The sequence below is a fragment of the Pseudomonas sp. ASL4 genome, assembly GCF_056680395.1.
This window is the reverse complement of the sequence record NZ_CM155280.1, coordinates 7,395,403-7,407,430: the sequence shown is the minus strand read 5'-3', so window position 1 is coordinate 7,407,430 and position 12,028 is coordinate 7,395,403. Positions and strand designations below refer to the sequence as shown.

The window sequence follows — 12,028 nt, the reverse complement described above, 5'->3', positions numbered from 1 at the left end:
TACAGGAATGGTCAGCTTGACCTTGGCATGGAGTGGCACGTGAACAAAGTGACGTCTGCGGTAAAAGTCCTTGTGGTCGACGATCAGCCGTTGATTGTCGAAGAACTGTGTGAATTCCTTGAGAGCTGCGGTTATCGCTGTGTTCCGTGCGAATCCAGTCAGCAGGCGGTCGAGCGCTTCAGTGAAGACGCCGAGATCGGTCTGGTGCTGTGTGATTTGCACATGCCGGGCATGGACGGCATTCAACTGGTGCTGGAACTGCAGCGGCTGGCCGGCAAGGAGCGGGCGTTCGAGGCGATCATGCTGACCGGTCGGGCCGACAAGCAGGACGTGATCAAGGCGTTGCGCGCCGGGATCGCTGATTACTATCAAAAGCCGATTGATCTGAATGAGTTGCTCGAGGGTTTGCAGCGCCAGGAAGTTGTCCTGCAAGAACGGCAGAAGAGTGTGCAACTGGGGCATTTGAATCAGAAGCTGCAGTTTCTTTCCGAATCCATTGATGATCTTTACCAGGACCTGGACAAGGTGCGGCGTAGTCCTGCTGCGTCTTCTCGTGGTGTTTCGGGTGAAGAGGTCGGCGAGACGGACCGGTTGGAGATCCCGGCGATTTTCAATCAGTTGTCGCCTCGGCAGTTGGATGTGGCGCGGTTGGTGGGCAAGGGGCAGACCAATTATCAGATTGCCTGTGAGTTGGGGATTACCGAGAACACGGTGAAGCTGTATGTGTCGCAGGTTTTGCGGTTGACGCATATGCATAATCGGACGCAATTGGCTTTGGCGCTTTCTCCCAGTAGTTCTTTGGTTCGGCAGCGGGTTATTGCGCATTGAGCCTTTGGTCTTGGCGGCCTTTGGGCCGACCATGTTCTTGGTGGTTGAGTACATATCCGTTGCTGCGGTAGCGGCTACTTAGGGTTTCGCCCTTACGGCGAGGCACTTTTTTCAAACGCCAAAAAAGTACCCAAAAAGGCTCGCCCCGGCGTCCGGCCCCTCGCCTAGGCTCGGCGTGCCTTCGTTCCGGTATTCATCTGGGGGCATCGCCTACGGTCTGCTTCGCGACGACCTCCTCTCGATGTGTGCGGCTTCGCCGCACGGCGCTACGCGCCCACCCCCCAGATGAACACCTCCACTCAGCCTCCCGAAGGGGCGGGTAGAGCAAGATCAAGAGCAGGCGAGCTAACGCTCGGCCTAATGAGTGGTGAGGAGCGGTGCGGTGTATGCCGCTCTGCTTTTGATTCTGCTTTTGTAGGAGCGAGGCTTGCCCGCGAAGGCGGCCTGCCAGCCAACCCATCTCTTTCGGATGCACTCGGTCCAATTGTGGGAGCTGGCTTGCCTGCGAAGGCGGCCTGCCAGCCGACCCATATCTTTCGGATGCACTCAGTCCAATTGTGGGAGCGAGCTTGCTCGCGAAGGCGGCCTGCCAGCCAGCCAACCCATCTCTATTGGATGCACTCAGTCCAATTGTGGGAGCGAGGCTTGCCCGCGAAGGCGGCCTGCTAGCCGACCAATCTCTCCCGGATGCACTCGGTCCAATTGTGGGAGCGAGCCTGCTCGCGATGACGCCCTCACTAACGACGATGTTTAACGGTCAGTAAAATTTTCAGAACCGTCCCACAAGGTTTTCAGGTTGTCTGTCGGACGCGGTATCTCTAGTCTTTTGTCTGTCGCTGACACATTCAGTGATCGGGCTTCGCGGCCTCAATCAGATTCACTTGGTGCATAATCCGCCGGTTCAAACTGGGGTGCCTTGGCGCACGTCGTTTGATGTCATGGCGGCTGTGCGCGGGATACCTTCGGGTATGCCGAGTTGCCAAGTGTTCGGTCCGCGAACCTGCGCACGGCTGCCACCCTTAATTGCTTCGCGGCAATAGTCAGTGGCGGCTCCATTTCTCACTTGGAGTCTCACCATGTTCAAACCTACCCCCAATCCCCCTGCCTCCCGCAAACCCAGCACGATGTTCATGATCGTCCCCGAAGTGGACACAGAAAGCCTGCTAGCCCACACCTGTGAGTCCCTGGCCTCGGCGAGTGTCATGGCCAGTGATTTTGCCGCGCGCTTGCAAGGTCCCGACCGGCATACGGCGATGGCGCTTCAGCAGATTGTCATGCTGGCTGAGTTGGCGGTGAATCGGGCGCTGGATAACGTCGATCCTGCATAGACCGCGTTATCGCTGACCCCTGTAGGTGCTGCCGAAGGCTGCGCCTACAGGGGATTATCGACTTAGTTAGTTTTAATCTTGCCCCCTGTATCCGGGTCATACAGGTCCGGGATCTCATACTTGTATTTCTTTAACCAGCGCTGCATCGCCAGTTCCCGTTCCGCCGCGGTCGCTGTTTGCGGAGTAGGGGAGGCGGCTTTGTTGCTACTTTGCAGTACCAGCCAGCCTTCGGTTTCCTGTTGTTGCGGCGAGGATGGGCCGGCGTCGATGGCCTGAGCACTTAGTGGCAGGCTCAACAGGCTCAGGCAACACAATCGTTTCAAAGTGTTCATGGCGGCCTCACTTGATCGTTAACGGCAGCGGATCGGCCACTACGGCCACCTGGCTGCCGGTAGCGGGTTTGGCATGGACCGACGGGGTCTTGAGTTTTTCCGCACGCTCCTGGGCGTCGGTGAATTGTTCCGGGCTCAGGTGTGAGCGGCTGACGATTTCGGCGGCTTGTTGCCATTTGTCCTGATACAGCAGCAAGGTCACCAGGTTCAGCGAGGCCAGTTGATCGTTTTGCTTGAGTTCGATGGCGGTGAGGAATTCGAAGCGGGCATCTTCCGTGCGCAATTGGTTGAGGTAGACCACGCCCAAGTCGTTGCGGATTTTTTCGTCGGTCGGCGCCAGTCGCGCTGCCCGTTGCAGGTGCGCCTGAGCCTGGCCGTTGTCGCCACGAGCCGCGTAGAGCTGACCCAAACCGTGTTCGGCCTCAGCCGTCAGGCAACTGCCGAGCAGGCTGCGGTATAGCGGTTCGGCTTCGCTGCGGCCCAGCAGGCGATACACCTTGGCTTTGCGCAAGCGCACTTCGCCGAGGTCGTCCGGCAGGTTTTGCAGATTGGCCAGGCTGGCGTGCAGTTTGCCGTCGTTGACCAGGTCGTCTGCCAGGTTAAGGGCCAGTTCCTGTTCGGAGCTCAACTTGCTGCAACTGGTGGGACCGGTCAACGCCGCCCACGGTGTCTGGCCGTCAGTGGCGCAACCGCCCAGCATTAACAAACTTGCCGCGACAATCAGTGCTTTCATCAAACTCTCTCCGTGAGCCAACGTCAGGACGCGAATGCTCGGGATATGGCGGTAAAACCAGGGCCGGCCAGTACGATCAGTAAAGCCGGAAACAGAAACAGCATCATCACCACGGACATCTTGGCCGACATCTTTGAAATGTATTCCTGCAAGCGTGTCAGGCGCCTGTCGTCGAGCAGTTGCTTGAGCGACAGCAGCGACTTCATGGCGCCGCCGCCTTGATGAATCAGTTGCTGCAAGATGACGCAGGTGTCGGTGAATTCATCCACCGCGAGCATCGCCGCGGCCTTGTTCAGTTCCTGGCCCAGCTCAAGGCCGGAGTCGACACGGTTCAGGATCAGGCGCAGTTCGCTGGTCAGTTCCGGCAACAGCTTTTGCCCCTCGGTGCTGAGCACGCGCAACGCCTGTTCGATGGCCATGCCCGATTCGAAAAGGATGCGCAACAGCGGAATAAAGGTCGAAATCTCGATTGAAATGATTTGCTGCCGGCGAGCGGCGGCATACGCCAACAAGCGCTTGGGCAGCAGATAACCCGCGCCCGTGGCGAGCATCGGCAGCAGCCAGCCGTTGTCGGAGTGCGCAAAGAACACCTCTTGCAGGAACAGCCCCAGGCCGAGGGCCAGCAGCGGGGTGCCGATCTGGCAGGCCGCGTACAACGAGCGCTCGCTGGCGCGGCGCCAGCCCAGGCGGGCGAGCAGGATCTGGGTTTCGCTGTCGATGCTGACCGAGCGCTGGCCAAACTTACTGCCGCCCAGAACCCGCAGCCAATTGCCGAACCGGTTTCCCCGCACCAGTTGTCCCTGCAAACGTTGGGTTACCTGACGCACGCGGCGGCGTTCTTGCAGCAAGTGATTGGTCACCAGCAACAGGGCGCCGAGGAACAGCATGAGGCTTGCCAGAAGGATCATTTCAAACGCTCCTCAACATGCGCCACAGCGCCAGGCTGCCGAGGACCTGCAACACCAGCGCGACAATCAGCATGGTCTGGCCACCCGAGTCATGCCACATGCCGAGCATGTAACCGGGGTTGGTCAGCATGAAGTAACTCACCAGAATCACTGGCAGCAAACCCAGCACCCATGCCGTCATGCGGGTTTCCCCGGTCAGGGCACTCAGTTGGCGGGCGCCCTGGTCCCGCTCACGGATCAGTTTGATGAGGTTCTCCAGCAGCTCGCTGGCGTTGCCGCCGTAGCGATGGTTGACCTTCAGGCCCAGCGCAAACATGCGCAATTCGTCCTGTTCATAGAGTTCGGCGAAATCGCTTACGGCGTCCGGCAAATTAACGCCAAGCTGCACGTTACGCTGCACCCGCCCCATGGCTTTTTTCAGCGGGTCTTCACTGGCCTCGATGCCGCCGATGATGGCATCGGTCAAGGTCCGGCCGGACTTGAGGCTGCGCACGCTGTGATCGAGCAATTGCGGCAGTTGTTCGATCATGCGTTTGAGGCGGCGCCGATACAGCCAGGAAATGTACAGGCGCAGCAGCAGCGGCGGCGCCAGCACTGCGACCAGCAATCCGACCCAGTTCGCCAGCAGGTAACCGAGCAGCATTGCCACCGTCCACAGCATCAACCACAGGCCCAGACGCTCGGTCGGGCGCCCTAAGCCGGCGCGTAGAAACATGCGCTCAAGACCCACCCACGAGGTCTTGCTCGCGGCTTGTATCGGTTGACCCTTGGCCAGGCGATTGAGCACCCGTTCGTTGGCCTTCTTGTGCACGCCGTGCAGGAACAGGCGAATCGACAGCCCCAGCAAGATAAGGCAGACGAGGATAAGAATGATCGGTCCGATCATATTGAGTGTCCCATGCCGTCAGTCCAGGCTCGACTCGTGCCGCAACTTGTCGCCGGCCGGGTTGATCGCTTCGCGCAGGAAGCCGAAACCCGTCTTCCGATTGAGGCGGAACAACGTGTTGGTGACGTAGATGCCTTCACGCACGCCGACCACTTCCACCACCTCGCTGACGCAGCGGCGGCCGTCGGGCAAACGCGTCAGTTGGATGATCACGTCCAGCGCTGCGCAAATCATCTGCCGCAGGGTGCGTTCGGCCACGGTGCGACCTGTCAGGCCGACCAGGGTTTCCAGGCGTAACAACGCGTCCTGGGCATTGTTGGCGTGCACGGTGCTCATGGAACCGTCGTGGCCGGTGTTCATGGCGGTGAGTACGTCGAGCACTTCGACCCCGCGAATCTCGCCGAGGATGATCCGGTCGGGGCGCATCCGCAGGGCGTTGCGGATCAGGTCGCTGGCTTTGACTTCGCCGTGGCCCTCGGCATTGGGCGGTCGGGTTTCCAGGCGCACGACGTGGGGGTGGCCCAACTGCAATTCGGCGACGTCTTCGATGGTCACCAGTCGTTCATGGGGGTTGATCAATTGGCTGAGGATGTTCAGTAAGGTGGTTTTGCCGGTGCCGGTGCCGCCGCTGATGAGGATGTTGCAGCGCTTGCCGACCGCTTCCTGAAAAAACTCGAAGATCGACTGATCGATGGTTTGCATGGCCATCAGGTCGGTGCTTTTGAGCATGTCCTTGCGAAATTTACGAATCGACAGACACGGCCCGTCCAGTGCAATTGGCGGGATGATCGCATTGACCCGACTGCCATCAGGCATGCGCGCATCGACCATCGGCGAAGACTCATCTAGCCGTCGCCCCAGCGGTGCAAGAATGCGTTGCATGACTCGCTCAACGTGATGCGCATCGATAAAACGCAAGTCACTTTGATGCAGCACGCCGTCCCGTTCGATGAACACCCGGTGCGGGCCGTTGACCAGGATTTCGGTCACGGACGGATCGCGCAGCAACACTTCGAGCGGCCCGAAACCGGTCAGTTCATCGACGATTTCTTCGGCCAGGCGCTCCATTTCATAGCGGGAAATCGCCAGGTGCAGGCGAGCAATGTATTCGGCGACCTTGTCGGTGACGAACTGCGCCAACAACTGCCGAGAACCCTCCAGCAGGTTTTTTCCGGATTCTTCGATGGCATCGATGATGTAGCGGTGCAGCACCAGTTTCAGGCCTTCGTGGTCGGTGTTGCCGACGGGGCCGCGCTGGGGTGAGCCGAACAGTTTTTCTACGGTCATGGCGTGCCTCGCAACCGGTTGAACCAGTTGACCTTCGGCTTGGCCAGGCTTTCAGAACGTTTGGCCAGACGCTCGCCGAGGGCGCGCAGGCTTTGTGTGAGTTTTTCCCTGGGGCCCAGTTCGAATAGGCTCAGGCCCTGGTTTTTCGCGTTCAGGCGCAGTTCCGGACTGTAGGCCAGCACCGCGATCACTTCCAGATTGAAGGTTTTGCCGAGGGTGTCCGAGTCTGGCGCAACGTTGTTCAAGTAGCGGTCGACCAGCAAGCGCCCGTGTTCGAGCTTCATGCCTTTTTCCCGCCACGAGTTGAGCACCGCCAGATTGCGGCGGCAATCGAGGACGTTCTGGTCGGTGTACCACAGCAGTTTGTCGCAGTGGCTGACAAAGGTGCGCAGCGCTTCGCTGTCCGGCTGGCCGGTGAGGTTCACCACGATGTGCTGGAAGTGTTGGCGCAAGGCGCTGAGCAACATGTACAGTTCGGCGGCGCTGGTGCCTTCCAGCGGTGCATCATCGCCGGCATACGCCAGAATCCGCAGGCCTGCCTCGGCGCTGGTGAAGGCGCTGTCGATCAGCGTGGCGTCGAGGCGGCGCAAGTGGCGCAGGGCATCGCCGAAATGAAACGAACTTTCCAGCCCCAGCAACTCCAGGCTGTCACCGCGCGGCAGGCCGAGGTCCAGCAACAGGGTTTGCTGCCCGCTCTTTTGCACCACCAGCGCCATGTGATTGGCCAGCAGCGCGCCGTCGGCGTTGCTCTGCACGCCATACAGCACGGTCAGGCCGCCCAGTTGCGTGTTCGGCGCCACCGGTGGCAGGCGTTTACTCAAGCGCCGCACCAGCCCGGCGACTTCACTGGATCGCGAGCCATAGGCGACGAAATCTCGCGCTCCGGCGCGCATCGCATTCAGTACCAGTTGATTGTCCATGCCGTCGCCGAGCGCGACGATGGCAAGCATCGGCTTGGCCTCCAGTGCGCCTTCGATCAACGCGCTCTGGGCCACCACATGCTCACGGTCGAGGCCGACGAACACCAGGCTGGCGAAGGTCACGTCGACCAGCGCCAGCAATTCGTCGAGGCTGCCTCCCCCTGCGCTCACCACCTGACCCAGCGGCGTGAGGGCACCTTGCAGCCATTCCAGATCAGTGCTGTTGCGGGTGATGGCGAGAAACGTCTGGCTCAGGTTCTGGCTCATTGCGAGAGCCCGCTGCGTTTGTCGAAGTTGCCGTTTTCGAGGAAGAACATGCGGTAGAAATTCGGGTCATAGTTGCGCAGTTTTTCGCCCGGCAGCGACGGCAGTTGTGCATCCGCCGCCAGCGGTTGTACCAGGTGCGGGGTGACGATCATCAGCAGCTCACGCTCCTGGCGGTTGATTGATGAACTGCGGAAAAACGCCCCGAGGATCGGAATGTCGCCCAGCCCCGGAAACTTGTTCACTTGCGAGGTATTGGTGGTGCTGATCAAGCCACTGATGACGAAGCTTTCGCCGTCAGCCAGGGAGACGCTGGTGTCGGTGCGGCGGATGGTCAGGGCTGGCACCTGGGCGCCGGCGATGGTGATCGCGTTGCTGTAATCGAGCTCACTGACTTCCGGTGCGACCTTCAGCGCGATACGATTTTTACCGATGATGGTCGGGGTCAGGGTCAGGCGGATGCCGAATTCCTTGTACTCGATGGTCACGGTATCGCTGCCGGCGCTGGGCACGGGAATCGGGATTTCGCCACCGGCCAGGAAACTCGCGCTTTGTCCGCTCAGCGCCACCAGGCTTGGCCGCGCCAGCGTGTAGGCAAAGCCGCTGCCTTCCAGGGCGTTGATGATCGCCATGGTCTTGCCGCCAATCCATGAGAAGTTGAACTGCCCGTTATCCACCGGCAGTTTCGGCGTCGGTACGCCGCCGACGGTCGGCAGCGTGCCGGGGGAGCCGAGCAGGAAGTTGCCACGCGTACCAATCAGCGACGCCGTGGCTTCCTTGAGTTTGGTGCGGCTGACTTCGACGAAGCGGATGTCGGTCTGCACCTGTGATGGCAACAACGCGTCATCCGACGGCAGCACGCTGGCGTTGGTCAGGGCGGCGGTGGCTTTGCCCTGGACAAACACCATGCTCTGGCGCGGCTCGCTGGCGCAGGCGGTCCAGACCATCAGACTGGTGGCGCCGGGGGCCATGCCGGTGAGTAAAAAGGATGAGCTGCCATTGGCCTGCACATCGGCGATTTTCGGATCACCAATGGCCAGGCGAGTGATCGCCACCGGCGACTGCACATCCTGTTGCAGCCCTTCGCCGATTTCGATGACTGGCGGTAAGCGGCCCAGTGCAGTGCAATTGCCGGTCACCGCGAAGGCAGTGTTTATAGACAGTCCCATCAGCATCAAGGCCCCGAAAACAGGTTTGAACTTCGGCCAGGAACGACTTTGCATGCACTTGGATCCTTACTCAGTCATTGGGTTTGTTGGGTGAGTTGATTGCCGCGAATGATCTCCACTGCTGGCCGCGTCGCGCCAACGTGGCCGCCACTGGACGGAGCTTTCGGCGCGCCACCCAGGGCCAGTTGGGTGAACTGGAAAAGTTGACTGTTGGCGCTGTCGAGCTTGGCCGGTGACTCGCTTTCGCCGGCCCAGTATTTGGCCAGGCGCTGCTCTTCACTGCTGCGCACGGCCAGGCGCAACGTGCCGACCTGAGTGGCGAGCATCAGCCGGCTCAAGAGTTGTTCGGGGACAGCCAGCACCACGGTGCGTGCGGTGATGCGGCGTTGGTCCTGTTTGAGTTTGTCGTCGCTGCTCAGGGCCGGTGTGGCGGGTTGACCGTCGTTGGTCAGGCCGAACTGCTCACCCACCCCGAGCACGCGCATCGCGGGGACAACGATCTGCGTCGACTGTTGCAGGTTGCTGGCGTCCTGGCGCAGGTACAACAACACATCGACATAGTCGCCGGGGGTCAGTTGCCCGGCGGCACCGATCACTTCGTCCACGGCGACGGCGAGGGCACGTTCATCGCTGTGAATCATGCGCGCCAGGGCGCCGCCCGCAGCAAAGCTCTCATCGTTGAGCCAGGTGCCGGCGCTCAGGCGTCGCCACGGCGCGCGCCCCACGGCTTGCTCGACTTTGCTCAGGCTGCCGGCGGGGGCGCTGCGCAGTTTTTCCACGGTAAGGTCCGCGGCAGTGAGCGGGGTGAAGGGCGGGACGTCATGGACCAGCACAACCACCGGTTGACGGGTCTGGTCTTCGGCGACGGCAACGGTTTTTTCAACGGTGGCCACCGGGGCCGTGGAGGCCACCGGTGCGGTGACGGGCGCGGGTTGCCGACTGAGGACCAGGCCCCAATAACCGACAAAAATTGCCCCCAGTAAAAGGACTGCTGCAAGGCCCATGGTGACGCGACTGTTCATGACGGCTCCCTATCCTGCTGCACTACCAGCCGCACTTTCCAACAAGAGACCTCGCAATCAGGCAGCTATGAACTTCCAACTATTTCGCTATTTCCAAGCTAGCTGATCTATGACAAAACGCCATCATCGGCCCGAAAATAACTCACTAAAGTATGAGTTTTGGCCTATTAACTGTCGGAATCATGGCGTCAACATTCCGGTTAATCCTTTGTGATTAATCCGTTCTTACAGTTGTTGCCTAGGGGTTTGTTGACAATGCTCTGATGGCACGGTGGAACCTGCCGCTATACCGTCACATCGGCGCCAGAGGCGCAAAGGAGTAGAGGTATGTCTCGTATGATTTTCGATTATCTAGTGGCCAGGGCTCAGTTGTTCTTCAACAGTGAAGACGGGGCATCGGCCATCGAATACGCGATTGTGGTGGCGATGGTTGCAGTGGTGGTCGTGGCGTTTGTGACGCCGCTTGGTAACCGGGTCCTGCAGTACTTCAACGATATTCTGGTGGGCCTCGGTGGTGTGGCGCAGGTCAGAACAGCGCCGTGATCAAGACTTCAACAACGACTCGTTTGTCTTCTGAACCAGATCTGCGAAAGGTGCATTCAGGCATTGCCGGGATCATTGGATCTCTCTTTGTCTGGGTGACCCTAGACGCGTAAGGAGAACTTCGATGCTCTTTGAATACCTGATGTTGCGTGCTAGGCAGTTTCTGTCGAGTACCGAAGCGGCGTCGGCCATTGAGTACGCAATTGTTGTAGCAATGGTCGCGGTGGTGGTCGTGGTCTTCGTGACGCCCGTGGGCGCAAGGGTGCTGGTGATGTTCAACAATATGCTGGTAGCGTTGGGCGGGACTGCGGTGACGGCGCCCACGCCGTGACCTGAACACAAGTCGCGCATGGCTGATGGCAGGCTACACTCGGTCCTACCCTTCCGTTTTCAGGTATTGCCCATGAACGCTTCCTCATTTCCCCGCCAACAGTTACTGCTGGTTGACGACGAAGAGGATGCGTTGCTGGAGTTGGCGGAATTGCTGGAGGGCGAGGGCTTCAGTTGCTTTACGGCCACTTCGGTCAAACTTGCCCTGCATCATTTGACGTGCCATCCAGACATTGCCTTGGTGATTACTGATCTGCGCATGCCGGAGGAGAGCGGCATGTCGCTGATCAAGCGATTGCGTGAGCACACCTCGCGTCAGCATTTGCCAGTGATCGTGACGTCCGGGCATGCAGATATGGAAGACGTCAGTGACATGCTACGCTTGCAAGTGCTCGACCTGTTTCGCAAACCCATCTATCACGTGCGGTTGCTGGAAACGTTGAACAACCTGTTCCCGCAGGTTCATTCAAAATCACTGTGACTGACCTGCCGCTATCGCGAGCAAGCTCGCTCCCACACGTGTCTCGGTCGTACACAACATCTGTGAACGACACTGAACCCCTGTGGGAGCGGGCTTGCTCGCGAAGGCGATCTTAATGACACCAAAAGCCCCTGCCAAAACTCAGGCGACAGGCCGCCAATGCCCCACCATATGTTCCAGTTCCCCGGCACCCAACAACTGCAAATCACCACTGGACGCCGCCGCACTGGCCAGCAACGTCACCTCGCTGGGCAAGCGCACCGGTTTGCGAAACTGCACCGCAATCTCGATATTCGCCGTCGGCAAATGATCCGCCAGTGCCGCGAGGGTGCGTGCCTTGTTCCACAGCCCATGAGCAATGGCCGTAGGAAAACCGAACAACTTGGCACTGACCGCACTCAGGTGTATCGGGTTGTAGTCCCCGGACACCTTGGCGTATTGCCGGCCAATGTCCGCCGGGGCTTTCCAGCGAGCCACCTCGGTCAGCGCCAGCGTCGATGCCAGCACCTCTTCAACCGGTTCGCCTTCGAGTTTGACCCCGCGACAGAGCATCTGGCTTTCAGCCTCCCAAAGCGTGCCCAACTGATCATCCAGGGTCGTGACCAGGTCGAACGTCGCGCCCTTGGCGTGGGGTTGCAGGTTCTGCAGCTGCACGCTGACCCGCACACGATTCACCCCGCCCATGGGGCGCAGCACCCGAATGCGATTGCTCAGGTGAATCAGCCCCAACAGCGGAAATGGAAACTCCTTGGCCGTGAGCAATCGCATCTGCAGGGCAAACGCCAGGACGTGTGGATAAGTCGGCGGTAACAGACCGTTGTCGGCAAAACCACAAACCTTGCGATAGTCCGCCAGGCGTTTCGGATCGACAGTGAGCCAGCAGCGTAAACCCGAGTCGGGCAGGGTGGTGCCGGTGATTTTTCGGCGCAGGGCCGCCCGCAGGTACAACTCGGGCAGGCTCGGTTCTCGGTTGAGTGTGTGCCAGTCGATGATCATC

At 59.9% G+C, this 12,028-nt stretch carries 13 protein-coding genes and 1 pseudogene; 5 read left to right on the top strand and 9 right to left on the bottom strand.

What is annotated here, in order from left to right; all coding sequences use genetic code 11:
• Positions 1-39: 39 nt before the first annotated feature.
• Positions 40-828: a response regulator transcription factor gene (locus AC1MEW_RS33910; protein ID WP_480425046.1), complete on the top strand. Its 789-nt coding sequence runs from the start codon at positions 40-42 to the stop codon at positions 826-828.
• 1,100 nt (positions 829-1,928) lie between these two features.
• Positions 1,929-2,156, top strand: a pseudogene (locus AC1MEW_RS33905) (DUF6124 family protein); the annotation flags it as partial.
• A gap of 62 nt (positions 2,157-2,218) precedes the next feature.
• Here AC1MEW_RS33905 and AC1MEW_RS33900 read toward each other — a convergent pair.
• The 8 genes from AC1MEW_RS33900 to cpaB are packed head-to-tail and all read right to left on the bottom strand — an operon-like array spanning position 2,219 to position 9,677.
• Positions 2,219-2,488, bottom strand: coding sequence for a DUF3613 domain-containing protein (locus AC1MEW_RS33900; RefSeq protein ID WP_201256318.1), 270 nt, complete (start codon positions 2,486-2,488; stop codon positions 2,219-2,221).
• 7 nt (positions 2,489-2,495) lie between these two features.
• Positions 2,496-3,221: a tetratricopeptide repeat protein gene (locus AC1MEW_RS33895; RefSeq protein WP_201256319.1), complete on the bottom strand. Its 726-nt coding sequence runs from the start codon at positions 3,219-3,221 to the stop codon at positions 2,496-2,498.
• Positions 3,222-3,244: 23 nt separating this feature from the next.
• Positions 3,245-4,129: a type II secretion system F family protein gene (locus tag AC1MEW_RS33890; RefSeq protein WP_322270448.1), complete on the bottom strand. Its 885-nt coding sequence runs from the start codon at positions 4,127-4,129 to the stop codon at positions 3,245-3,247.
• 1 nt (position 4,130) lies between these two features.
• Positions 4,131-5,015, bottom strand: coding sequence for a type II secretion system F family protein (locus AC1MEW_RS33885; RefSeq protein ID WP_322270449.1), 885 nt, complete (start codon positions 5,013-5,015; stop codon positions 4,131-4,133).
• 18 nt (positions 5,016-5,033) lie between these two features.
• Positions 5,034-6,302: a TadA family conjugal transfer-associated ATPase gene (locus AC1MEW_RS33880; RefSeq protein ID WP_201256322.1), complete on the bottom strand. Its 1,269-nt coding sequence runs from the start codon at positions 6,300-6,302 to the stop codon at positions 5,034-5,036.
• Complete coding sequence (locus tag AC1MEW_RS33875; protein ID WP_201200287.1) at positions 6,299-7,489, bottom strand: CpaE/TadZ family protein; 1,191 nt, start codon at positions 7,487-7,489, stop codon at positions 6,299-6,301. Before AC1MEW_RS33875 ends, AC1MEW_RS33880 begins: the two co-directional genes overlap by 4 nt.
• Positions 7,486-8,709, bottom strand: a complete 1,224-nt coding sequence (locus AC1MEW_RS33870) for a type II and III secretion system protein family protein (RefSeq protein ID WP_201256323.1) — start codon at positions 8,707-8,709, stop codon at positions 7,486-7,488. The genes AC1MEW_RS33875 and AC1MEW_RS33870 overlap by 4 nt, the downstream gene beginning before the upstream one ends.
• 20 nt (positions 8,710-8,729) lie before the next feature.
• Positions 8,730-9,677 carry a Flp pilus assembly protein CpaB gene (gene cpaB, locus AC1MEW_RS33865; protein ID WP_480425044.1) on the bottom strand — a complete coding sequence of 316 codons (948 nt, stop codon included), beginning with the start codon at positions 9,675-9,677 and terminating at the stop codon, positions 8,730-8,732.
• A gap of 327 nt (positions 9,678-10,004) precedes the next feature.
• Between cpaB and AC1MEW_RS33860 the strand changes: the two genes are divergently transcribed.
• The 3 genes from AC1MEW_RS33860 to AC1MEW_RS33850 all read left to right on the top strand — a co-directional run bounded on the left by AC1MEW_RS33860 (position 10,005) and on the right by AC1MEW_RS33850 (position 11,031).
• A complete protein-coding gene (locus AC1MEW_RS33860) occupies positions 10,005-10,220 on the top strand; it encodes a Flp family type IVb pilin (protein WP_416350752.1) in 216 nt (71 codons plus the stop codon).
• Positions 10,221-10,344: 124 nt separating this feature from the next.
• Positions 10,345-10,551, top strand: coding sequence for a Flp family type IVb pilin (locus AC1MEW_RS33855; protein ID WP_322270450.1), 207 nt, complete (start codon positions 10,345-10,347; stop codon positions 10,549-10,551).
• 72 nt (positions 10,552-10,623) lie between these two features.
• Positions 10,624-11,031, top strand: a complete 408-nt coding sequence (locus AC1MEW_RS33850) for a response regulator (protein ID WP_322270451.1) — start codon at positions 10,624-10,626, stop codon at positions 11,029-11,031.
• A 141-nt stretch (positions 11,032-11,172) separates the two neighbouring features.
• Here AC1MEW_RS33850 and AC1MEW_RS33845 read toward each other — a convergent pair whose 3' ends face one another.
• Entirely contained in the window at positions 11,173-12,027 is an 855-nt protein-coding gene (locus AC1MEW_RS33845; protein WP_322270452.1) for a MaoC family dehydratase, read from the bottom strand.
• Position 12,028: the final 1 nt, after the last annotated feature.

Excerpts from the sequence above, each read along its gene's own strand:
- AC1MEW_RS33870 (WP_201256323.1), bottom strand. The coding sequence starts at position 8,709 with ATGCAAAGTCGTTCCTGGCCGAAGTTCAAACCTGTTTTCGGGGCCTTG.
- AC1MEW_RS33875 (WP_201200287.1), bottom strand. The coding sequence starts at position 7,489 with ATGAGCCAGAACCTGAGCCAGACGTTTCTCGCCATCACCCGCAACAGC.
- AC1MEW_RS33845 (WP_322270452.1), bottom strand. The coding sequence starts at position 12,027 with ATGATCATCGACTGGCACACACTCAACCGAGAACCGAGCCTGCCCGAG.
- AC1MEW_RS33860 (WP_416350752.1), top strand. The coding sequence starts at position 10,005 with ATGTCTCGTATGATTTTCGATTATCTAGTGGCCAGGGCTCAGTTGTTC.
- AC1MEW_RS33890 (WP_322270448.1), bottom strand. The coding sequence starts at position 4,129 with ATGATCCTTCTGGCAAGCCTCATGCTGTTCCTCGGCGCCCTGTTGCTG.
- AC1MEW_RS33880 (WP_201256322.1), bottom strand. The coding sequence starts at position 6,302 with ATGACCGTAGAAAAACTGTTCGGCTCACCCCAGCGCGGCCCCGTCGGC.
- AC1MEW_RS33900 (WP_201256318.1), bottom strand. The coding sequence starts at position 2,488 with ATGAACACTTTGAAACGATTGTGTTGCCTGAGCCTGTTGAGCCTGCCA.
- AC1MEW_RS33850 (WP_322270451.1), top strand. The coding sequence starts at position 10,624 with ATGAACGCTTCCTCATTTCCCCGCCAACAGTTACTGCTGGTTGACGAC.
- AC1MEW_RS33895 (WP_201256319.1), bottom strand. The coding sequence starts at position 3,221 with ATGAAAGCACTGATTGTCGCGGCAAGTTTGTTAATGCTGGGCGGTTGC.
- AC1MEW_RS33855 (WP_322270450.1), top strand. The coding sequence starts at position 10,345 with ATGCTCTTTGAATACCTGATGTTGCGTGCTAGGCAGTTTCTGTCGAGT.
- AC1MEW_RS33885 (WP_322270449.1), bottom strand. The coding sequence starts at position 5,015 with ATGATCGGACCGATCATTCTTATCCTCGTCTGCCTTATCTTGCTGGGG.
- cpaB (WP_480425044.1), bottom strand. The coding sequence starts at position 9,677 with ATGAACAGTCGCGTCACCATGGGCCTTGCAGCAGTCCTTTTACTGGGG.